Source organism: Mycobacterium sp. SMC-21 (genome assembly GCF_045310825.1).
In the GTDB taxonomy this organism is placed as follows: Bacteria; Actinomycetota; Actinomycetes; order Mycobacteriales; family Mycobacteriaceae; genus Mycobacterium.
Genome location: NZ_JBJIAO010000035.1, coordinates 12,339 through 32,258 on the forward strand (window position 1 = coordinate 12,339; position 19,920 = coordinate 32,258).

25 protein-coding genes are annotated in these 19,920 nt (G+C 65.4%); 10 read left to right on the forward strand and 15 right to left on the reverse strand.

Annotated elements, in window-relative coordinates; all coding sequences use genetic code 11:
* The first annotated feature begins 64 nt into the window (after positions 1-64).
* The 3 genes from ACJH6H_RS23895 to ACJH6H_RS23905 are packed head-to-tail and all read left to right on the forward strand — an operon-like array spanning position 65 to position 3,381.
* On the forward strand, positions 65-1,615 hold the full coding sequence (locus tag ACJH6H_RS23895; protein WP_061003284.1) for an arylsulfatase: 1,551 nt from the start codon (positions 65-67) through the stop codon (positions 1,613-1,615).
* Entirely contained in the window at positions 1,616-2,509 is an 894-nt protein-coding gene (locus tag ACJH6H_RS23900; RefSeq protein WP_061003286.1) for an HAD family phosphatase, read from the forward strand. It begins immediately after the preceding gene.
* Positions 2,506-3,381, forward strand: coding sequence for a formylglycine-generating enzyme family protein (locus ACJH6H_RS23905; protein WP_406775948.1), 876 nt, complete (start codon positions 2,506-2,508; stop codon positions 3,379-3,381). Before ACJH6H_RS23900 ends, ACJH6H_RS23905 begins: the two co-directional genes overlap by 4 nt.
* A 10-nt stretch (positions 3,382-3,391) precedes the next feature.
* On the opposite strand, the gene ACJH6H_RS23910 is transcribed toward ACJH6H_RS23905, so the two are convergent.
* Positions 3,392-3,961 carry a TIGR03086 family metal-binding protein gene (locus tag ACJH6H_RS23910; RefSeq protein WP_061003291.1) on the reverse strand — a complete coding sequence of 190 codons (570 nt, stop codon included), beginning with the start codon at positions 3,959-3,961 and terminating at the stop codon, positions 3,392-3,394.
* A gap of 93 nt (positions 3,962-4,054) precedes the next feature.
* On the opposite strand from ACJH6H_RS23910, the gene ACJH6H_RS23915 reads away from it, so the two are divergent.
* On the forward strand, positions 4,055-4,645 hold the full coding sequence (locus tag ACJH6H_RS23915; RefSeq protein ID WP_082762317.1) for an ABATE domain-containing protein: 591 nt from the start codon (positions 4,055-4,057) through the stop codon (positions 4,643-4,645).
* A gap of 108 nt (positions 4,646-4,753) precedes the next feature.
* Here ACJH6H_RS23915 and ACJH6H_RS23920 read toward each other — a convergent pair whose 3' ends face one another.
* The 3 genes from ACJH6H_RS23920 to ACJH6H_RS23930 all read right to left on the reverse strand — a co-directional run bounded on the left by ACJH6H_RS23920 (position 4,754) and on the right by ACJH6H_RS23930 (position 6,805).
* Positions 4,754-5,785, reverse strand: coding sequence for an NAD(P)-dependent oxidoreductase (locus ACJH6H_RS23920; protein WP_061010704.1), 1,032 nt, complete (start codon positions 5,783-5,785; stop codon positions 4,754-4,756).
* 7 nt (positions 5,786-5,792) lie between these two features.
* The gene (locus ACJH6H_RS23925; protein ID WP_061001726.1) at positions 5,793-6,032 is read right to left on the reverse strand and encodes a hypothetical protein; all 240 of its coding nucleotides are present in this window, start codon (positions 6,030-6,032) and stop codon (positions 5,793-5,795) included.
* A gap of 176 nt (positions 6,033-6,208) precedes the next feature.
* A complete protein-coding gene (locus ACJH6H_RS23930) occupies positions 6,209-6,805 on the reverse strand; it encodes a redoxin domain-containing protein (protein WP_234785598.1) in 597 nt (198 codons plus the stop codon).
* Between the two features lie 55 nt (positions 6,806-6,860).
* On the opposite strand from ACJH6H_RS23930, the gene ACJH6H_RS23935 reads away from it, so the two are divergent.
* Positions 6,861-7,487, forward strand: a complete 627-nt coding sequence (locus ACJH6H_RS23935) for a TetR/AcrR family transcriptional regulator (RefSeq protein ID WP_406775949.1) — start codon at positions 6,861-6,863, stop codon at positions 7,485-7,487.
* Between the two features lie 16 nt (positions 7,488-7,503).
* On the opposite strand, the gene ACJH6H_RS23940 is transcribed toward ACJH6H_RS23935, so the two are convergent.
* The 4 genes from ACJH6H_RS23940 to ACJH6H_RS23955 are packed head-to-tail and all read right to left on the reverse strand — an operon-like array spanning position 7,504 to position 9,609.
* Positions 7,504-7,743, reverse strand: a complete 240-nt coding sequence (locus ACJH6H_RS23940) for an anti-sigma factor family protein (protein ID WP_406775950.1) — start codon at positions 7,741-7,743, stop codon at positions 7,504-7,506.
* Positions 7,740-8,375, reverse strand: a complete 636-nt coding sequence (locus ACJH6H_RS23945; RefSeq protein WP_073696298.1) for an RNA polymerase sigma factor — start codon at positions 8,373-8,375, stop codon at positions 7,740-7,742. The genes ACJH6H_RS23940 and ACJH6H_RS23945 overlap by 4 nt, the downstream gene beginning before the upstream one ends.
* A gap of 21 nt (positions 8,376-8,396) precedes the next feature.
* On the reverse strand, positions 8,397-9,113 hold the full coding sequence (locus ACJH6H_RS23950; RefSeq protein ID WP_244872648.1) for a flavodoxin family protein: 717 nt from the start codon (positions 9,111-9,113) through the stop codon (positions 8,397-8,399).
* Positions 9,106-9,609, reverse strand: a complete 504-nt coding sequence (locus ACJH6H_RS23955; protein WP_133425529.1) for a YkgB family protein — start codon at positions 9,607-9,609, stop codon at positions 9,106-9,108. Before ACJH6H_RS23955 ends, ACJH6H_RS23950 begins: the two co-directional genes overlap by 8 nt.
* A gap of 284 nt (positions 9,610-9,893) precedes the next feature.
* Between ACJH6H_RS23955 and ACJH6H_RS23960 the strand changes: the two genes are divergently transcribed.
* Positions 9,894-10,238 carry a hypothetical protein gene (locus ACJH6H_RS23960; protein WP_073696230.1) on the forward strand — a complete coding sequence of 115 codons (345 nt, stop codon included), beginning with the start codon at positions 9,894-9,896 and terminating at the stop codon, positions 10,236-10,238.
* Positions 10,239-10,278: 40 nt separating this feature from the next.
* Here ACJH6H_RS23960 and ACJH6H_RS23965 read toward each other — a convergent pair whose 3' ends face one another.
* Both ACJH6H_RS23965 and ACJH6H_RS23970 read right to left on the reverse strand, forming a co-directional pair.
* The gene (locus ACJH6H_RS23965) at positions 10,279-11,526 is read right to left on the reverse strand and encodes a GNAT family N-acetyltransferase (protein ID WP_336470597.1); all 1,248 of its coding nucleotides are present in this window, start codon (positions 11,524-11,526) and stop codon (positions 10,279-10,281) included.
* A 173-nt stretch (positions 11,527-11,699) separates the two neighbouring features.
* Positions 11,700-12,194, reverse strand: coding sequence for a DUF417 family protein (locus tag ACJH6H_RS23970; protein ID WP_286150207.1), 495 nt, complete (start codon positions 12,192-12,194; stop codon positions 11,700-11,702).
* A gap of 232 nt (positions 12,195-12,426) precedes the next feature.
* Here ACJH6H_RS23970 and ACJH6H_RS23975 point away from each other — a divergent pair, with 232 nt between their 5' ends.
* Positions 12,427-13,776, forward strand: a complete 1,350-nt coding sequence (locus ACJH6H_RS23975) for a hypothetical protein (RefSeq protein ID WP_133425528.1) — start codon at positions 12,427-12,429, stop codon at positions 13,774-13,776.
* Here ACJH6H_RS23975 and ACJH6H_RS23980 read toward each other — a convergent pair.
* Genes ACJH6H_RS23980 through ACJH6H_RS24000 form a run of 5 tightly spaced genes read right to left on the reverse strand, consistent with a single transcriptional unit; the run spans position 13,702 to position 17,215 of the window.
* Complete coding sequence (locus ACJH6H_RS23980) at positions 13,702-14,169, reverse strand: hypothetical protein (protein WP_133425527.1); 468 nt, start codon at positions 14,167-14,169, stop codon at positions 13,702-13,704. The genes ACJH6H_RS23975 and ACJH6H_RS23980 overlap by 75 nt on opposite strands.
* Entirely contained in the window at positions 14,166-15,272 is a 1,107-nt protein-coding gene (locus ACJH6H_RS23985; protein WP_133425526.1) for a molybdopterin-dependent oxidoreductase, read from the reverse strand. Before ACJH6H_RS23985 ends, ACJH6H_RS23980 begins: the two co-directional genes overlap by 4 nt.
* A complete protein-coding gene (locus ACJH6H_RS23990; protein ID WP_133425525.1) occupies positions 15,269-15,898 on the reverse strand; it encodes a methyltransferase domain-containing protein in 630 nt (209 codons plus the stop codon). The genes ACJH6H_RS23985 and ACJH6H_RS23990 overlap by 4 nt, the downstream gene beginning before the upstream one ends.
* Position 15,899: 1 nt before the next feature.
* Positions 15,900-16,562, reverse strand: coding sequence for a DUF2064 domain-containing protein (locus ACJH6H_RS23995; RefSeq protein ID WP_073696234.1), 663 nt, complete (start codon positions 16,560-16,562; stop codon positions 15,900-15,902).
* Positions 16,559-17,215: a glycosyltransferase family 2 protein gene (locus tag ACJH6H_RS24000; protein ID WP_083612319.1), complete on the reverse strand. Its 657-nt coding sequence runs from the start codon at positions 17,213-17,215 to the stop codon at positions 16,559-16,561. Before ACJH6H_RS24000 ends, ACJH6H_RS23995 begins: the two co-directional genes overlap by 4 nt.
* A 116-nt stretch (positions 17,216-17,331) precedes the next feature.
* Between ACJH6H_RS24000 and ACJH6H_RS24005 the strand changes: the two genes are divergently transcribed.
* From ACJH6H_RS24005 to ACJH6H_RS24015, 3 genes are read left to right on the forward strand one after another with little or no spacing between them, the layout of a single operon-like run.
* Complete coding sequence (locus ACJH6H_RS24005; protein WP_073696236.1) at positions 17,332-18,021, forward strand: response regulator transcription factor; 690 nt, start codon at positions 17,332-17,334, stop codon at positions 18,019-18,021.
* Positions 18,008-19,036, forward strand: a complete 1,029-nt coding sequence (locus tag ACJH6H_RS24010) for a cell wall metabolism sensor histidine kinase WalK (RefSeq protein ID WP_073696237.1) — start codon at positions 18,008-18,010, stop codon at positions 19,034-19,036. Before ACJH6H_RS24005 ends, ACJH6H_RS24010 begins: the two co-directional genes overlap by 14 nt.
* Entirely contained in the window at positions 19,033-19,809 is a 777-nt protein-coding gene (locus ACJH6H_RS24015) for a haloacid dehalogenase type II (RefSeq protein WP_073696238.1), read from the forward strand. The genes ACJH6H_RS24010 and ACJH6H_RS24015 overlap by 4 nt, the downstream gene beginning before the upstream one ends.
* The last annotated feature ends 111 nt before the right edge of the window (positions 19,810-19,920 follow it).

The following is a 19,920-nucleotide window of genomic DNA, read 5'->3' on the forward strand; positions in this document are numbered from 1 at the left end:
TCGGTGACGCACCCGTAAAGTCGAACGGGCACAGCAATTTCCGTTTCGATCGAGGAGCTCTGTCATGCCCGACGGCAAACCCAACATCCTGGTGATCTGGGGCGACGACATCGGCATCAGCAACCTGAGTTGTTACAGCGACGGGCTGATGGGCTACCGCACCCCGAACATCGACCGCATCGCCGCCGAAGGCATGCGCTTCACCGACTCCTACGGCGAGCAAAGCTGCACCGCGGGACGGGCGGCCTTCATCAGCGGTCAGAGCGTGTACCGCACCGGCATGAGCAAAGTCGGCGTGCCGGGCGTCGACATCGGTTGGGCCGCAGAGGATCCGACCATCGCCGAACTGCTCAAGCCCATGGGCTACGCCACCGGCCAGTTCGGCAAAAACCACTTCGGCGACCTGAACAAGTACCTACCGACCGTGCACGGGTTCGACGAGTTCTACGGCAACCTCTACCACCTGAACGCCGAAGAAGAGCCCGAGAACTTCGACTACCCGCACAAGGACCAGTTCCCCCTGCTGTACGAGAAGGCATTGCCGCGCGGGGTGATGAACTGCAAGGCCACCACCGAGGTCTCGACCGAACCTGACGACCCGAAGTTCGGTCCGGTCGGCAAGCAGACCATCGAGGACACCGGCCCGCTGACCGCCAAGCGGATGGAGACCATCGACGACGACATCGCCGACCGCACCGTCGACTACATCAAGCGTCAGCACGAGGCGGGCAACCCGTTCTTCGTGTGGTGCAACTTCACCCACATGCACCTGTACACGCACGTGAAGCCGGAGAGCCGCGGACAAGCCGGGTTGTGGCAGTCCGAGTACCACGACGTGATGATCGACCACGACAAGAACGTCGGCACAGTGCTGGACGTCCTGGACGAATTGGGCATCGCCGACGACACCATCGTCATCTACTCCACCGACAACGGCCCGCACCGCAACACCTGGCCCGACGGTGGCACCACCCCGTTCCGCAGCGAGAAGAACACCAACTGGGAGGGCGCCTTCCGGGTGCCCGAAATGATCCGCTGGCCCGGAAAGATCAAGGCGGGCAGCGTCTCCAACGACATCATCCAGCACCACGACTGGCTGCCGACGCTGCTGGCCGCCGCCGGCGACCCCGATATCGCCGAGAAGCTCAAGAAGGGCCACAAGGCGGGGGCTGATGGAAACACGGACTACAAAGTTCATATCGACGGGTTCAACCTCCTGCCGTACCTGACGGGCGAGGTCGAGCACAGCCCGCGGCGCGGCTTCTTCTACTTCAACGACGACGCCGAGCTGGTCGCGATGCGTTTCGAAAACTGGAAGATCGTCTTCGCCGAACAGCGCTGCCAGGGCACCCTGCGGATTTGGGCCGAGCCGTTCACACCGTTGCGGGTGCCCAAGCTCTTCAACCTGCGCACCGACCCGTACGAGTACGCCGACATCACATCCAACACGTACTACGAGTGGTTCCTGCGGCGCGACTTCTTCGCCTTCTACGCGACGGCGATGGCCGCGGCGTTCCTCGACACCTTCAAGGAGTTCCCGCCCCGGCACCCACCGGCCAGCTTCAGCATCGATCAGATCGTCGAGAAGCTCCACGAGTTCCTGGCGGCGGATTAGGTGTTGGAGTCCTGGAACAACGGCCCGACGAAGTCGGCGATCGTCGACTTCGTCGGGCGCGTCACCACCGACGGGCCGGATTTCGTTGCGCCGCAAGACCGGATCGCGGTCTTCGACAACGACGGCACGCTGTGGTGCGAGAAGCCGGCCTATATCCAGCTGGATTTCCTGGTGCGTCGACTGGCCGAGCAGGCTGCCGCCGACCCGGCGCTGGCGGACCGGCAGCCGTATGCGGCGGCCGCCGCCGGTGACCTCACCTGGTTCGGCGACGCCGTCACCAAGCACTATCAGGGCGATGACAGTGATCTGAAAGTGCTTGCCGGGGGCGTTCTTTCGGCGCACTCCGGGATCACCGTCGAGGAGCATGCCGCGCGGGTGGCGGCATTCTTCGCCGCGGCCCGGCACCCCACGCTGGACCGTCCGTATACCGCGTGCGGGTATGTGCCGATGACCGAGTTGCTGCGTTACCTGGAGTCGCACGGTTTCACCTGCTACATCGTCTCCGGCGGCGGGCGGGACTTCATGCGGCCCGTCACCGAAGCCATGTACGGCATCCCGCCCGAACGCGTGGTGGGCAGCTCAGTGGGTGTCACGTTCGCCGATGGCGATCTGGTGACGACGGCGCAGCCGGAGTTCCTCAACGACGGGCCGGTCAAGCCCGTGCGGATCTGGGGACGGACTGGGCGGCGGCCGATCTTCGCGGCGGGCAACTCCAACGGTGACATCGAAATGCTGCAGTACACCAAGGGTTTTCAGCTATTGGTGTTGCATGACGACGCCGACCGCGAGTTCGCCTATGAAGCCGGCGCCGAGAAGGCACTGACTCTGGCAGAGACCGAAGGCTGGACCGTCGCGAGCATGCAGTCCGACTGGGCCGAGGTGTTCCCCCGTTGACCCTGGTCTGGGTACCGGGGCAGACGACGGTGCTGGGCTCCGACGCGCACTACGCCGAAGAAGCCCCGGCCCGCGAGGTGACGGTCGACGGCTTCTGGATGCAGCCCCATCAGGTGACCAACGCGGACTTCGCCGCCTTCGTGGAGGCGACGGGCTACGTCACCGTCGCCGAACGGCCGCTGAACCCCGCCGACTATCCGGGCGCCCCAGTGGAGAACCTGCAACCGGGCTCCATGGTCTTCCGCCGCACCCCCGGCCCCGTCGACCTGCGTCACCTCAGCCAGTGGTGGACGTGGACGCCGGGCGCCTGCTGGAACCATCCGCGCGGCCCGAAGTCGTCACTGCGGAACCGCGAGCAGCACCCCGTCGTGCACGTGGCATTCGAGGACGCCGCCGCGTACACCGACTGGGCCGGGCTGGCCCTGCCCACCGAGGCGCAGTGGGAGGTCGCGGCCCGCGGAGGCCTGGACCGCGCCACCTACACGTGGGGCGACGAACCCGAGCAGCCCGGGCAACAGCTGGCCAACTTCTGGCACGGCGAATTCCCGTATCTGCCCGACACCGGCTACGGCCAGACCACACCGGTGGGCAGCTTCCCGCCGAACGCCTACGGCCTGTTCGACATGGCCGGCAACGTCTGGGAATGGACCACCGACTTCTACGGGGACACCCGAGACACCCGGCCCTGTTGCGCCGCAGACAGTTACGACCCTGACCAACCGGGGACGCCGGTAGCCCGCCGGGTGATCAAGGGCGGCTCATTCCTGTGCGCCGACAGTTACTGCCTGCGCTACCGGCCGGCAGCCCGTCGTCCACAAGCCGTCGATACGGGGATGAGTCATGTCGGCTTCCGGTGCGTGCGGAACGGGTGAGGTAGCCGAATCAAAGTGGATTGCGGCCGGCGAAGGCGATGACCCGCTGCGTCGGACTGGCGTCGCCACCCAATTCAACCCCCGGACCGAACAAGCCCTGGGGTTGTAGAGCGGGCACAAGTGCTGCACCTACGCCCTCTGCCAGCGCAGCCTCAGCGTCATCGAATTCGACCGTTCGTCCCACGGCGACCGCAAGATCCCAGCTGTGGATGAGCGTCGAGTAGGTGATGATGCTGATCGCCTCGGCCGCCGGCATCGATCCGAGCACCGTGGTGACCGGATGCTGCCAGTCACCGATGGTGGCCCACGCACGTTGGGAACGGCCGATCGACTGCTCAGCAACCGCCAACGGGTCCGACCCCAAAATATCAGCGCCACTGAACAATTCCGCTTCCGTCGGCCCGCTGCCGCCATCGACGGCGGCCGCAAAAGCATCGATCGAGGAGATGGTGTGGCTCAGCAGCGACCGCACCGCCCATCCCGCGCACGGACTCGACAGGTCGAGGTCCGACGCCGTCAACGTCGACACGAGACCGACCAGTCGGGCATCGGCCCCCGAGAGCAATTCAACAGGTCCCATCACAACGCCACCTAACGTTAGTAGTTGATATTTACCGTTATGGTTCTACGCGACAGCGGCTAACGTTGTCAACGGAGTGCTACCGTTAATTCGGTGGCAGCCACATCGAGACTGGAGCGCGCGCAGCGCGCCGGTTTTCCCGTGGCAGGAGAGCCATTGGCCGTGGATTTGGCCGACACGATCATCACGGTGACCACTCCGGCCACCGACCTGCTCGCCGACGAAGCGGCCTGCCGACTCTGGTGGGACCTCCAGCGCGACCGCCTGCCAGACACCGCGTCGGCTCCGCCGCTGCGACAGACCATCGAGCTACGCGAGGCCATTCGCGAGATCCTCGACGCCCAGATTGCCGGCACACCGCCGAGCCGTGCCGCAGTAAGTCACGTGAACCAATCCGCCGCCGGCGTCCTCCGCACGAGGAGGCTGGTGCGCGTCCCCGCTGGATGGGCATCGGAAACCGAATACCACCCGACCACCGACCAGTCGCACCAGCTTGCTGTGGCGCTCGTAGCAGACAGCCTCATCGACTTTCTGGTCGGACCGACGTCACAGCGACTTCGCCGTTGCCAAAACCCTGCTTGCAGTATGCTTTTCGTGGCGCAGGACGCGCGCCGAAAATTCTGCACGCAAAACATCTGCGCCAATCGGATGCGTGCGGCGCGGCACTACCAGCGCCACCACTGACGGCTACCATGCCACCCTGCGGAGACTGCGGCCACATTTGAATGCTGCAAGCACCAAGGGTTTTCGGCTGCTGATGTTGCACGACGATGCCGACCGCGAGAGAGAAGGTCAGTCCCGCAGTGGCGCAAAGGCGAAGTCGCGCAGCCCGTCTCGTGGGTGAATCGCGGCGGTGAAACCGAGTTCCTGGGTGGCGCATACGGGATCGGCAACGATATGGCGGACGTCGCCGCTGCGGTACTGACCAGTGACCTTGGGCTGCGGGGCATTGCGGGCAGCGCATAACTGCTCAGCCACTTCACGAATCGTGATCGGGTGTCCGGAACACACGTTGAAGGCCGTGAAGCCGCCGTGGTCGTATGTCGTCGCGGCGACGTTGGCCGCGGCCACGTCGTCAACATGGACGAAGTCGCGCATCTGCCCGCCGTCTTCGTAAACGTCTGGGACGGAACCATTTTCCAAGGCTGAGCGGAAGATGGCCGCCACCCCGGAGTACGGCGTATCCCGGGGCATACCCGGGCCGTAAACATTGTGGTAGCGCAGTGCGACGACCGACCCACCCACCGCGTCGGCCCAGGCCAGCGCGTAGTGCTCCTGCGCCGCCTTACTTGCCGCGTAGAGGCTGCGCGGCCGCAGCGGGGCATCCTCCCCCACCGTGCGCCAATGCAACTCTTCGCCACCTAACGGACAGCGGTGCTCGAATACGCCCGCGTCCAGGTCCGACTGGCGGCGCGGCAACGGCTCAACCAGCCCGTGTCGCGCACATTCGTAGCTCCCCTGGCCGTAGACCACCATCGACGACGCCAGCACCAGCCGCCGGCACCCCGCGGCGTACATCTGGGCCAGGAGCACCGTCGTGCCGAAGTCGTTGTGACTGCCGTAGGACGGTGCGTCGGCGGCATTGACGCCCGCGCCGACCACGGCAGCCTGGTGGCAGACCATGTCGATGCCCTTGAGCAGCCCGGCCAACGCCTCGGCATCACGTACGTCCTGTATCCGGCAGCCATCGGGCGGCAGGGCACCGTCGCCATGCGCAGCGCTGAGCATGGCGTCAATGGCGACAACCTCGTGCCCGGCGGCGGTCAACGCCGCCCAGATGCGCGAACCGATGAAACCGGCGGCGCCGGTCAGGAGTATCCGCACGGTGCTGTCAGCAGCCGTCCGGGCAGACGACATCAACGAGGGCAGACGCGGCTCCGCCGTCCAGCTTTCGAACATTGCTCACCGAGCACGCGGTGAGCGGAGCCGTCGGCGTCTGGTTGATCTGCACGAGATAGCCTTCCGCTCGCAGATCGTTGATCACCGCGTCCGCCGGCGCTGCCGACGCGACCGGAGCGAACGCCACCATCGCAAGAGCGGCTGCACCCATGCCCATGATCACTGACTTCATCACAGCACTCTTTCGTTGTCTTCCAATAGAATTCGTGTGCATCAACGCGGTTCTCACCGGCGAGAACCGCCCGCCGAAGGCGGCAATACCACTGTAATGCAGTAACTTTCGTGAGATTCTTACCGATTGGTGACCATCCCGACGAGTTCCCGGCCTGGCCGCGATCACTCTGTCGATCAAGCGCCCGCGCCGCCGGCAACCGCCCTCACCGCAGCGACAATGTCATCGATCAGCGGGATGTCGGCCGCAGTGACGGCGTGATGGGCGTAAACAATGCGTCCGTCACGGTCCACGACGAAGGTGCCGCGGCCCTGCAGGACATCCGACGTCACCTTGCCTGCGCGGCTACCCGAGCGCAGCACGCGGATCAGGCGCATCGGAGAGAACATGGCATACCGCCCGAGCGAAAAGCGCTCGACTTCCGTGGCACGCTCAAGCTCCTGTTGCGGGTCACTGAGGCAGTCGGCGGTGATGCCGCGCTGCGCACAGGACGCACATACCGTGTCGATGTCATCGCGATAGACGATGGCCACGCGGGCGCCTGCCGCCGCGAGTTGATCGCCGGCCTGCTCGAGGTCGCGGGCAGCCTGCTGACAGAACGGGCACCACAACCGGTGAAACGCCACCACAGCAGGTCCTGTCGCAATCAACTGCGCGACCGTGACGTCCCCGTCCGCCGATGTCACGGCGACATCGACCGGAAAGCGTTCTCCAACAAAAAGACTCACCGCGCCCTCCAAACGAATGTCAAGTGAATGACCGGCGACAGCCACACTCAAGATTTCTGTACTCTACAGTACAAAGTTGATCGCTTGATAGCGTCATCGAGTGATCACCGAGCCGACGACCGACCGTGGCCGCGCGACGGTGGCCCGAATCTTGGAGGCGGCATGTGTCTTGTTCGCCCGTCAGGGAGTGCGGGCGACGACTCTCGATGAGATCGGCGGCGCCGCCGGTGCGGGGCGCAGCCAGCTGTACCACTTTTTCGCCGACAAGGCGGACTTGGTTTCCGACGTGGTCCGGTTCCAGGTCGACCGGGTGCTGTCGGCGGTCGAGCCGTCATTCGACAACGTCAACACGGCCGCCGATCTCCGCGCCTGGTGCGCCGACGCACTCCGCGCGCACGCATCTTCTGACGATCCCATCCGCTGCCCCATCGGATCGCTGGTCTACGAACTCGACCGCTCCGCCGATGGCCCGGCCCGTGCGGCGCTCAGGGCCGGGTTCGGCCGCTGGGAACAGGTCATCGCCGACGCCTTCCAGCGGGTGGCCGCCGACGGCGGGTTGCTGCCCGGCACCGATCCCGCTGTCCTGGCTGCCGGTCTACTCGCCGCCTACCAGGGCGGCATGTTGCTCGCGGACGTCAGTGGCGATGTCGCACCGCTGCAACACGCGCTGGATACGGCATTGGCAGCCGCTCTGGGGCCACCCCCCAAACGCAAGCGATCCCGGTAGCCGCGCGCCTGCCACTTCAGCGCCAGTTGCGAAATGCGTTGATGAGCCGATGCCGGAACTCCGGGTCGAGTTCGTCGGTGCCGATCTTGCCGACGGTGGCGACGGTGCTGCGGAACTGTTGGAGGTAGTTTTCGTTGCCGTCGCATTCGAGCAGATGCATGTCGAAGCGCGCCCGGTCCTCCAGGTCGAGGCTGCCGTCGAGGTAGGCCGTCACCAACTCGACGAGTTCGTTGCAGTCCATCGGGTTGGTGGTCATGCGGTATCCCTCAGATAGTCCTCGAGCACCTGCCGGACGGCGGCTCGGCCTCGGTGGAGCAAGACGCGCTGATTGGCAGCGCTGATCTCGAGCAGTTCGCAGACTTCGTCGGAGTCCAATCCCAGCATGTCACGCATCGTCACCACGACGCGCTGGCGTTCGGGAAGATTGTCGAGTCCCCGTCGCGCCACCATGATCAATTCCTCGCCGAGGACCGAACTCTCAGGGGTGTCCGGAAACGGCGCCGGCACTGCGGTCGGCAGCCAATGGCCGGGATGCGGGTCGTCGGTGCCGCGAAAGCGCGCCGGGTCGACGGTGCCACCAGTGAACGCCGCCACCGCAAGATCGGCATCCCGCCGCTCACGGATACCCCGGTTCTTGGCGATATTGATCAGAATCGCGAAAAGCCAAGTACGCAACGACGACCTGCCCTCGAACGAACCGATCCCCTTGAGCAACGCGATCCAGGTGTCCTGCACGACGTCTTCGGCGATCTCACGGGTCGGTACGTAACCCTGTGCGACCCGTAGCAGCGCCGGCGTATGCCGGTCCACCAGTTCGGCGAAAGCCGACTCGTCGCCGCGTTGCAACGCGGCGACGAGCGCACCTTCGTCACCTGCGATCCTGGTCATGATGACCGGGAGCATAGTCGCTCAGCGGTACTCCGGATTGGTGAAGTCGTACCGGCAACCGGCGTCCCATCCTGATCGCACATTGCCGTAGGCGGGGATGCCGCCGCCGGCGCGCAGCATCCGTGCCAGGTGCATCAGGTTCCACGTCATGAACGTGGTGTTGCGGTTGGTGAAGTCGTTCTCCGGCCCGCCCGAGCCGGGGTCCAGATAGGACGGGCCCGGACCTGCTTCACCGATCCAGCCGGCGTCGGCCTGCGGCGGAATGGTGTACCCGATGTGTTGCAAGGTGTAGAGCACGTTCTGCGCGCAGTGCTTGACACCGTCCTCGTTGCCGGTGATCAGGCAACCGCCGACCCGCCCGTAGTACAGGTACTGCCCGGCGTCGTTGAGCAGATGCGAGCCGCCATAGAGCCGTTCGTGTACTTGCTTCATCACAGAACTGTTGTCGCCCAACCAGATCGGGCCGGCGAGCACCAGAATGTCAGCGGCCAGCACCTTGTCGAAGATCGCCGGCCAGTCGTCGGTCGCCCACCCGTGCTCGCGCATGTCCGGCCAAACGCCGGTGGCGATGTCGTGGTCGACGGCGCGCACCACCTCGACCTCGACACCATTGGCGGCCATGATGCGACTGCTGATGTCGATCAGACCTTCGGTGTTGCTCACCTCGGGCGATCTCTTGAGCGTGCAGTTGATGAACAGCGCACGCAGGCCGTCGAAGTCAGCAGGCCGATCAGACACGATCACCCTCCCGCCCGGCACCCAGCGCATCGGCCAGTGTCCACGCCGCAAGGCCAAGCAGCGCAACGTCTTTGATCAGGAACTGGCCCGTCATCGACAGCGCCGGGAAGCCGCCGGCGGCCGACTCACCGATCCCGGGCGTGGTGAACAGGAAACTGATGGTCGCAACGAACAGCCCGACCGCGATCAGGCTGCCGACCGCCGACACTTTCGGCCACCACGGCTTGACAGCGAGCAACACCGCAGTGCCAACCTCGAGCACACCGAGCAGCGACGAGAACGTCGTCACGGAGAAGATGTCGTACAGCCAGCTCATGAACGGGCTGTGCGCGACGAGCGGCTGAATACCTTGCGCCTCATACGAAGTGAATTTCAGTAAGCCAATCCACCCGATCACGATGACAAGTCCGTAGCGAGCGAGATGGCCGGCGATTCGACTCACTATGGCCTCTGTTGTCAATGATTCGACTCGGGCCCGAATGTTCGTCGCGGTCATTGGTTTACCTCTTTCGGCTGTCTCGCGGCGGCCTGCCCGCCGACGATCACAGAACTGAGTGGGTCGCCGGCGCCCGAACGTTACGGCCCCCGGCCTCTGGCCGCGCGCACCACGGACGTGTGGGCCGACGGCCCGGTCGTTACGGGGAAAGTCCGCCGGCGACCGCGCGTCACAGAATCGTCAGATAGTCCCGTCGCGCGGCGATCCGTAACGGAGTGGGCCTTCGCCAACACTCAATCGGCGAATGGGCCACGGCCCCAACGACCAAACGAGGAGCGCACATCATGAGCAACACCGTCACAGCGAGCTTGGGCAAAGCCGCCCGCTGGACCGTCATCGCCGGCGCCGCCGTAGCCTTCGCGGGCGTGCCGAACGCCTCGGCCAACCCACCGATCCTGCCCACACCCGGCGACGGACCCGCCAGCACCGCTGTCCAGGAGCTGCAATCCGCGGGCTACAACGTCTCGTTCAACTGGCTCGAAGGGCACCCCAACGTCCCGTTGTCCGAATGCAAGGTCACCAGCATCTCCGGCCTGCGCGTAACGATGCAGGCAGACGGCATGACACTCATGGAACCCGCGCGGTTCGACACCGCCTACGTCGATATCACCTGCCCGAACGCAAAATAGGTCTCACTCGGCGCAGCATGCCGGCCGGCATGCTGCGCCGCTACAACACGCGCTCGAACCACACCTGGTCGCGCACGGCAATCCCGTCTGATGCCGTGCCGGCCGGGTAGCCCGAGTGCGGGCCGAAGGCGTCATGCACTACGCGACCGAGCCGGAATCCGCAGCGCTGGTAGAAACGCAGATTGCCAATATCTGCTGTCGCAGTGGCCAATTGGACTCGTCGGGCACCGCCGGCGCGAGCGTCATCGATCACCTGCTCGAGCAGGCGGCGCCCGACGCCGGCACCGCGGTGCGGCACAGCGACGGCCATGTTGGCCACCTCCCATGTTTCGCCGTGATCACTCACGGTGACTTGGATGTGTCCGACGACTTCGGCCGATCCGCGCATGGCGACCCAAACGCGCCCTGCACCGATGTAGCCGTCAAGTTTGCGCTCGGAATCCTCGGCCAGCCGGAACAGATCGATGAGAGCCCGCCGGTCTCCGTCGAACGGCACGATCCTCACCGGCTCCGCAAAATCCGTGCCCGCAGTTTCACTGCTGACGCACATTCCCTGCGCAGACACCAACTTCCAAGTACCGCTCCCGTTCTCACCCGAGCCTGACGCCTGGATCGGGCCGTCAACCGGCTTTATCAACATGGCGCGGGTGTACAACAGTTGGAAGCCGCGACGTTGGGCGTTCTCTTGCGACTTGGAGCCGGGCGCCGTGGTGATCACCGCAATATCGCAGCCGGCTTCCGCTGCGTCTGTCAGGCGCCGTGCCAGCAGTGCGTTCTGTATCCCGCGACGACGATACGCCGGAGCGGTTGCGGCACCGGTGAATTGAGCAATGCCCCCTGTGATCATCAGGCTCGCACCACCGGCAATCACGCCATCACATCGACCGACGTACATCGTGGCGCCGGCATCGTAGAAGTCGCGTTCGTCCCGCTCGATGGCTTCGTCGGAGAATTGCTCGTGGAAACCCACACCCTCATCGTCAGGATGGGCCGTACCTGCCACCACTACGTCCAACCAGGCGTCGAATTCTTCTGGGCCGCATACCCGTACGTCGATTCCCGGTGAGGTCGCCACCGGTAGCGCACAGTCAAGGCGCCGACCGAGGACGCACTCGTGCGCGACGAGCCGATAACCGCGGCGCGACAGCAGTACCGCGACCTCGCGGTCGGCGAGACTGGAAAGTTCTATCTGCGTGGGCGTTTCGCGTATCGCATATTCCAGCTCGATAGCGCCGAGAGCTACCGGGTCAAGCGCGCCATCGAAACCCAGCCCGACCACTTTGTTCATCGGTGATCCAGGTTCAGCGAAACATGCCACTCCGCCACCCAGCGGAGTGGCGAATCCCGACCTGTTGCGCTGCCGGGCGGGTGCACTCGCGAGTGCAATGAGCTGCGCCTCAGCGTGTTCGATGCGGCCGGCCAGAGACGTACTGCAGAACAATGATGTGTTGCTGTCCATGGTCAGCCACCCGAGTTCTGCTTCGCAGCGGGCGGCATACGACGACCGTCGAGCGCATCACCCAAGGTCCAGATGGCCACTCCGATGAGCACCAGATCCTTCAACAGAAACTGGCCGGGCAGAGCACCCAAAATCGGGATCGGGCCCGCATGTCCAACCACCAGACCCGGCGTGGTGAACAGGAAGCTCAGCGTTCCGACGAACAGCACCACCGCCATGGCACTACCCACGGCAGACAGCAGTGGCCACACCCGATGCAGTGCGATCAGGACCGCGGCGAGGATCTCGGCAGTACCTAGGGCCGTGGCCACAGCGCTGTGACTGAGCACCAGGTAGATCCAGGACATCAGCGGGTTGTGCTCAATCAGCACATGGGCTTCCATCTTGACGAACTTGCCCACACCGATCCACGCCAGCACGACGACCAATCCATACCGGGCCACTGCCTGCCCCAACCTGCTGATACGGCTCGATATGGCCGCGGGTTGAACAGACAACGGCTCGTCCTTCCACGATGCGATGAAAGCCCACTCCGGGCAATAAGCCAGTAGTGTACTTTCTAGTACATTTATCGTACGGGAGAGTACAGTACTGGTCGGCAACCGTGTCATCGATCGATGCCACGACCGCAACATGCAACCGCGCAGAAGCAGATCTCCCGTGCTACACCCCGCAAGGGTCATCGAATCGTCACCGTTTCACCGGCAGCCCACTCTTAGGCTGGCAGCCGTGAACATTCGCCGAAGGACAGCAACGGCCGCCGTCGTGGGGCTGACGCTCGTGGTCGTCGCGTTCGCGGTGCCGCCGCTGCATCTGGGGATCGTCACCCCGCTGATCAACAGCACCCCAGCCCAGATCCGAAGTTTCGCACAGACTGCACCCATCTTCGGCTGGTGGAACGCGCACATCGGCTGGGGTACGGCACCTGCAGCGCTGATCGCAATGGCCGCGGTGCTGTGGGGACAGCCAGTCGCCGCGCGATTACCGTGGCGCGCAGTACCACTGACCGCATGGGCTGTCTCCTGCTCCTGGGCATTCTCGTTGGCCATGGTCGACGGCTGGCAGCGGGGTTTCGCAGGGCGCCTGACGGCGCAGCACGAATACCTCCGACAAGTGCCGAGCATCACCGACATCCCTGAGGCTTTGCGCACCTTCTCGTCCAGAATCCTCGATTACCAACCACATTCGTGGATCACCCACGTTTCGGGCCACCCGCCCGGCGCATTGCTGACATTTGTATGGCTGGATCGCATCGGGCTGGGCGGCGGCGCCTGGGCCGGCCTCTGGTGCCTACTGGTCGGATCCAGTGCCGCGGCAGCCATCGTCGTGACGCTGCGCGTTCTGTCCGGTGAGGCGACGGCCCGAGCCGCCGCACCCTTCGTCGCAGTCGCCCCGACTGCCATCTGGATTGCCGTGTCCGCCGACGGTTACTACGCCGGTATCGCCGCCTGGGGAATCGCTCTGCTGGCGCTCGCGACGCGTGACCGACACCCGATCCTTACCGGCGCCGGCGCGGGCCTGCTGCTGGGCTGGGGCATCTTCCTGAACTACGGTCTCGGTCTGATGGCGATACCGGCTGTCGCGGTGCTGATCACGGCGCCGGACCGCCGCACAGCGGTCCGAGTCCTCGCGCCCGCGACGGTGGCGGCGCTGGCCGTGGTCGGCGCGTTCGCCGCGACGGGCTTCTGGTGGTTCGACGGTTATACCCTGGTGCAGCAACGGTATTGGCAGGGCATCGCCATGAACCGCCCATTTCAGTACTGGTCGTGGGCGAACCTGGCTTCTGTGGTGTGCGCCATCGGCCTGGGCAGCGTCGCCGGGCTGAGCCTGGCATTCGACCGCGTCGCGCTTCACCGCCGAAGCGGCATCCACCTATTGACGCTCGCCGCACTGTTGGCCATCACGTGTGCCGACCTGAGCATGCTGAGCAAGGCTGAAACCGAACGGATCTGGCTGCCGTTCACCGTCTGGCTGACCGCCGCCGGCGCGCTACTGCCGGCGCCGTCACGGCGCTGGTGGCTGGCCGCCAACGTCATCGGCGCACTGGCCCTCAACCACCTGATTCTGACGAACTGGTAGCAGCCGCCTGGCCACCAGATAGCCGGGCACGCACGCCCACACCAGGGCCAGTGAAATCCACAGTCCGGCATGGTAATCACGATCCAGCACAGTCATGTTGTCCAGGTGCATGCCTGGCTTGTCGAAGACCGGGATCGCAAGCAGGCCAAGCACCGCTGAACACAACGCGGCCACCGCGACCGGCGCCTGCCACCTGACCGGAAGTATCCGGCGCGCCGCGAAGCCCAGCGCCACGCACAGCGGAGCGAACACCACGTCGTGCACGGCGACCGCGACCAACGCCCACACCGCCATGCGCATCATGATCACCGGCGGATTCTCGAACACCAGGGTCACGCCGTACCCGGCCAGCGCCAGCCCTGAGATCATCAGAAGCACCCGAGTGGCCCTCATTGCATCACCTCGATCCGGGACAGCCATTTGGTCTGCAACACACCAGGTCTCGACGGAGCGATGAGCCGACATGGGTATCCGTGGTCCGGATGCAGCGTCTCCCCATTCAGTTTGAGCGCGACCAACGTCTGACCATCCCGGGCATGACGCGCGGGCAGCACGGTGCGCGAATACGGGCCGGGCGGCTCCAGCGAATCCATCCGCACGTCGGCCTGCGGCGACCCGCCCACCATGGCGATCAGGTCCGCGAGCACCACGCCGGTCCACTCGGCGTCGGCACTCCAGCCTTCGACACAGGCGATCGGCAGGTGGAATGTCCTCTGCGGCATGGCATTGAGTTCAGCCACCGAGAACGCTCGACTACGGGCGCCGTTGACGACGGTGAGCCGATAATTCGGCGACCCAGCAGCTTGCAGCACGCCGGCCGCGACCGCTGTCCGATTCACCGGAATACCTTGCGGCCCTTTACCGGAGCGTGGCGACAGCAACGACACCCCACGTAGCCATCCGACACTCTGCCCGACCGTCGCCACCGTCGCGACCGCGACCGCCGCCCCGGTACCCAACAACACGCTGCGCCGCGTCGGCCCAACCGCACCGCCGGTCGCGACATCGCCGAGCGGTTCGCCAAGAGCCCGCCGGATCACCGGCAGCTTCACCGCAATGTGCACCAGGACCGCACCCGCCGCGAGGTAGGCCACCGCGTAATGCGACGTGGTGAAAAAGAACTTGAAGACGTACCACTGCGCGATGTTCAGCAGACCGGTGGAGAGCTCGAACAGCATCGCCCCCACCAGGACCAGGATGGAGGCGCGCTCGAGCTGTTTGGCGACGCCGCCAATGATGGGACGTTCGAACAGCTTGGGCCACACCGACCACAGCTTGACGACGGTCAGCGGAATCGCCGCGATACCAGAGGCGACGTGCGTGCCCTGCGTCAGCCGGTACAGCCAGACCGGATGCGCGGGCCAGTAGAACCACGGTTGCGGATGCTGGATGAAGTGGCTGATCAACCCGGTGACGAAACACAGCGTGACCGCGATGCCGAGCATCATGCCGACCCGCGCGGTGACGGCGGTGCTGCGTAGTTCCGTGCCGCTCATCGCAACGCCAGACTCGCGAGCATCCGGTCCCCGACCGGGTGCATATCGACGACCTTCAGGCCGGCGTCGCCGGCGATCCTGGGCGCGCTGTCGACTCCGACCGTCGCCCACCGAAACCACGGACCAACCGTCCGCGCCGATTCCAGCCGCACCCATCGAGTTATCACTCCGCTTGGGGCCGAGTCGAATTCGGCGATACACAGGCCTCCGCGCCGAAGCAGATCGGCAGCCCGGCGAAGCACGCGCGTCGGGTCACCGCCCAGCCCGACGTTACCGTCCGCCAGCAGCACTGTCTGCCAGCGGCCCATGCCTGGGAGCGGGTCGAAGACATCGCGGCGCAACGCCGGAGCGCCGCTGCGCCGTGCAAGTTCGACGGCGGTGGCGGACTGGTCGACGCCGAGCGCCGGCACGCCGCGCCGAATCAGATCGGCCACCAGCCGACCTGGTCCGCACCCGAGGTCGATGGTCGGCCCGTCGCACAATGCCAGAACTGCCCGATCAAACCTCCGATCCGCCCGGCGACCGCCCAGCCAGTTGTGCACGGGCAGACGTTGCCGACTGCCGTCGTCCTGGCGGACCCAGCACCGCTCCCCGACCAGTGCGCGCTCATACAGGTTTCCGAACACGTCACACCCCGATCGCCGCAGTAAGGCTCCGGAACCGACTGCCCTGCGGACAGCGCGCCCGCACTACGGCGATGTCGTCGATGACGTCGACATCCGACAGTTCGGTCACCAAATCCACGGTCAGGCCGGCGTGCGCCAAAGCGCGCTGTGTCCGGGCCCCGGTATCGGCTTGCGACATCGGAACCGTACGCAGGCTGTCGGCGCCGACGCCGTTGTGCAGCCCGAGCAGCCACCAACCACCATCGCTGGCCGGCCCCAGCACCGAGTCGGCGCGAAGCAACCGAAGTGCGCACGCCGTCAGCAACTTGGCAGTCACCTGCGGGGTGTCCATGCCGATCTGCAGCACCGGGTATCCGAGGCACGCCGCATCGTGGTGCGCATTGGCCAAGCGCTCACCAAAATCATTGCCACGCTGGGGAACAACGGTGAATTCTGCCAGCCGTTCCCGGATCGCGGCGGCCCCCCGCGCGGACGCAAGATCGCCGGTCAACGCCACCATGCGCGCGACGGTCGGCGTCGCGGCCACCGCGTCCAGAGTGTCCAACAGCGCGGCGGCGGCGAGATCCGCCGCTCCCTCCGCACCCAATGTGTGGGCCAACCGGGTTTTGGCCAGACCAGGTACCGGAGCCTTCGCCACCACCAGCACAGTCACGGGAACGGTCATGAGATCACCCGCCAGAAGTCCAGTGCGGCAAGAAAACTGCCACGCAACGAACCGCTCACTTTCGACTCGCCGCCGGTGCGCGGGCCATAGCTGACATCGGTTTCAACTACCTGCCAGCCCGCCTGCCCCGCGCGCACCAACAGTTCCAGCGGATAGCCGAATCGACGATCCGCGATACCGAGACCCAGCAGCGCCTCGCGCCGGGCCACCCGCATGGGCGCAATGTCGTGCACCGGCAACCTGTATCGGGTCCGCAATCGCCAACACACCACGGCGGTGCCCAGGCGGGCATGCCAGTGCCAACGTAGCCCGGGAACCGCGCGGCGCCGCCCGATGACCAGGTCGGCACCGCGGTCGAGCATCGCAACCAGATACGGCAACGCCCGCGGGTCCAGCGACCCGTCGGCGTCGAGCACCGCAACCGTCGACGTCTGCGCTGCCAGCACGCCGGCATGGACCGCCGCACCGTATCCGGGCTCCAGTTCGGTGATCACGTCGGCGCCGTGGGCCCGCGCCACGGTCGCCGTCCCGTCGGTGCTGTTGTTGTCGACCACCAGAGCCCGGTATCCGTTTGGGAGGACGGCCAGAATCGCGGGCAGCGACTCGGCCTCGTTCAGACACGGCAGGATCACCGTGATCGCAGAGCTGGACATCATCCGACGGTAAAGCGGGCCGTGCGCCGCAGCCAAGGGTCAAATGATGACGAAACTGTGACATAGGTGCTGGTAGAAGCCATGACCAGAGTTACTGGCGGGCTAGGCTGTCGAGTGTGACGAGGGTATTGATCGCAGATGACGACCCCGTCGTGCGTGATGTGGTGCGTCGGTATCTGGAGCGAGACGGGCACAATGTCTCGATCGCGCGTGACGGCAATGAGGCGCTGGCGCTGTTGAACACGGAGCGTGTCGACATGGCGGTGCTCGACGTGATGATGCCCGGACCCGACGGGCTGACATTGTGCCGCAGCATGCGCCGCGGCGACGGCTACGGACTGCCGGTGATGCTCTTGACCGCGCTCGGCGAGGAGGACGACCGGATCGCCGGTTTGGAGGCCGGCGCTGATGACTACCTCACCAAACCATTCAGCCCCCGCGAGCTCGCCTTGCGGGTGCGTTCGGTGCTACGACGGGTGCCGGCTCGGGATCTGGCTGGGCCCTTGGAGATCACGAACGGTGCGCTGCAGGTGTCGACTTCCGCACATTCGGTGAGCATCGACGGCGTCGCAGTGAGTCTAACCAACCGTGAATTCGACTTGTTGGTGTTCCTACTCACCCATCCCGGCACTGTGTACTCCCGCGACCAGCTGCTGAAACTGGTGTGGCAGTGGGATTTTGGCGACCAATCGACGGTGACGGTGCACATCAAACGGCTGCGCGCCAAACTCGGTGCGGCACATCGGATTCAGACGGTATGGGGGCGCGGCTATCTGTGGGGAGACGACGATCATGCCGGCAACTGACCTGTGGGAGATCATCGGTTGGGCACTGGCCTGTTCGGTTCCCGTCGTGGTAGCCGGCGGCGTGTTGATCCACCTGGCTCGCTCCTGGTCGCTGGCGGTCAGCATGGTTGCCCTGGTTCTGATTCCAACCCTCGCGACCTTCACCGGCGTGCTCGGCGCCAGCGGCTTCATGATCACCGAGACCTTCGAGCGCATCGCGGTGGTGCTGGTGATCGTCGCGGTGGTGACCATCCCCGCGGCGGTGATGCTGGCCCGCTACCAAGCGCGAAGAACGGTGTGGGAGCAAGAAATCCGAGCTTCCGAGCGGGCCGCCGAACAATCCCGGCGCCGCCTGGTGGCGTTCGTCAGCCACGACCTGCGTACCCCACTGGCCGGTATCCGAGCGGTGTCCGAGGCGATCTCCGATGGCCTCGTGGACAGTACCGAGGTGCGGTCGCACGCCAAACACATTGAGCAGGAATCGATTCGGCTTTCCGAGATGGTCGACGACCTGTTCGAGATGTCGAAGATCAATGCCGGCGCGGTCCAACCGGCGCACGACACCGTCGCGCTCGATGAAGTCGTCGACGACGTCTTGGCTACCCACCGGATCGCCGCGGAGCGAGCCGGGGTGCAACTGGCTGCTCAACTGCCGGCCGAACCCGTCCGAGTGATCGGCAGTGACCGGGCGTTGGTGCGGGTGCTGTCCAATCTGGTGGCCAACGCCATCGCCCATACCCCGGAAGGGGGCCGCGTCGAGCTGACGCTGGGCCGCGACGCCGACGGCGCCTGGGCCCGCGTCGACGACACGGGAGTGGGTATCGACGAGGCTGATCTGGCCAGGGTGTTCGACGTCGCCTATAGGGGGTCCAACGGCCGCGTGCCGCGCGCCGATTCGTCACTGCCGAGTGGGTCCGGTTTGGGACTGGCCATCGCAGCGGGTCTGGTGCAGGCCCACCGCGGCACGTTGTCGGCTCACAACCTCGAAACGGGCGCACGCTTCGAGGTTCGGCTACCACTCGCCGACGGCATATGAAGGCAGATTTATCGCGCCGAGGCTTCATCGGCCTCACGGCCGCGGCCGGCCTGAGCGCCGGCCGGTCACCGTCAGCGTCGGCCGCTCCGGGCCGACCTGGCCCCATTCGGGCCGTCGCCTTCGACGCGTTTACCGTGTTTGATCGCAGGCCAATCGACAATGCCGCCGAGGACATATTTCCAGGCGCCGGAACGACATTGATCGAAGCATGGCGAGTCCGGCAATTCGAATACACCTGGTTGCGCACCTTGTCGGGTACGTACACCGACTTCTGGACCGTCACCGAGGATGCGCTCGAATTCGCGGTACAGCAGTGCAAACTGCGGCTCAATCCCGCCGGTCGCGAACAATTGATGGGCGCTTGGCTCAGATTGACACCATGGCCAGATGCCCCGGCTGCGGTCCGCACGTTCAAGGACCGCGGGCTACACCTCGCTTTTCTATCCGACGCCACCGTGACGATGCTTGACTCCTGGGTCACGAACGCAGGGCTGGACGATGTCTTTCGCCCACACTTGAGCACCGACCGCGTCAAAGCGTTCAAACCCGACCCCCGCGCATACCAGCTGGGCGAAGATGCATTCGGCATCCCGCGCACACAAATCGCATTCAGCGCGCACGGCGGCTGGGACGCGGCCGGCGCCGCAGCATTCGGCTACCGCACCTTTTGGGTCAATCGCAGCGACGCGCCGGCCGAACGACTGTCGGCAACCCCCGAAGCCACCGGCGTCGACCTCACTCAGTTGGTCGAGTTCGTCGACGAACGCTCCTGACGGGAACGCGAAGCGAGTACGCGCATCGGTCACAGATGTGAACAGATTATGTAATCTGTTCACACCGCGGCGTCTGGGCCGGGTCCACCGTCGATCACGCCAGGAGAAACC

What these genes read in the sequence shown, in the direction of transcription:
- ACJH6H_RS23995 (WP_073696234.1), bottom strand. Translation starts at nt 16,562, where the DNA reads ATGACCGTTCCCGTGACTGTGCTGGTGGTGGCGAAGGCTCCGGTACCT.
- ACJH6H_RS24000 (WP_083612319.1), bottom strand. Translation starts at nt 17,215, where the DNA reads ATGTCCAGCTCTGCGATCACGGTGATCCTGCCGTGTCTGAACGAGGCC.
- ACJH6H_RS23980 (WP_133425527.1), bottom strand. Translation starts at nt 14,169, where the DNA reads ATGAGGGCCACTCGGGTGCTTCTGATGATCTCAGGGCTGGCGCTGGCC.
- ACJH6H_RS23960 (WP_073696230.1), top strand. Translation starts at nt 9,894, where the DNA reads ATGAGCAACACCGTCACAGCGAGCTTGGGCAAAGCCGCCCGCTGGACC.
- ACJH6H_RS24010 (WP_073696237.1), top strand. Translation starts at nt 18,008, where the DNA reads ATGCCGGCAACTGACCTGTGGGAGATCATCGGTTGGGCACTGGCCTGT.
- ACJH6H_RS23925 (WP_061001726.1), bottom strand. Translation starts at nt 6,032, where the DNA reads ATGAAGTCAGTGATCATGGGCATGGGTGCAGCCGCTCTTGCGATGGTG.
- ACJH6H_RS23985 (WP_133425526.1), bottom strand. Translation starts at nt 15,272, where the DNA reads ATGAGCGGCACGGAACTACGCAGCACCGCCGTCACCGCGCGGGTCGGC.
- ACJH6H_RS23910 (WP_061003291.1), bottom strand. Translation starts at nt 3,961, where the DNA reads ATGGGACCTGTTGAATTGCTCTCGGGGGCCGATGCCCGACTGGTCGGT.
- ACJH6H_RS23965 (WP_336470597.1), bottom strand. Translation starts at nt 11,526, where the DNA reads ATGAACAAAGTGGTCGGGCTGGGTTTCGATGGCGCGCTTGACCCGGTA.
- ACJH6H_RS23940 (WP_406775950.1), bottom strand. Translation starts at nt 7,743, where the DNA reads ATGACCACCAACCCGATGGACTGCAACGAACTCGTCGAGTTGGTGACG.
- ACJH6H_RS23945 (WP_073696298.1), bottom strand. Translation starts at nt 8,375, where the DNA reads ATGACCAGGATCGCAGGTGACGAAGGTGCGCTCGTCGCCGCGTTGCAA.
- ACJH6H_RS24015 (WP_073696238.1), top strand. Translation starts at nt 19,033, where the DNA reads ATGAAGGCAGATTTATCGCGCCGAGGCTTCATCGGCCTCACGGCCGCG.
- ACJH6H_RS23955 (WP_133425529.1), bottom strand. Translation starts at nt 9,609, where the DNA reads ATGACCGCGACGAACATTCGGGCCCGAGTCGAATCATTGACAACAGAG.
- ACJH6H_RS23895 (WP_061003284.1), top strand. Translation starts at nt 65, where the DNA reads ATGCCCGACGGCAAACCCAACATCCTGGTGATCTGGGGCGACGACATC.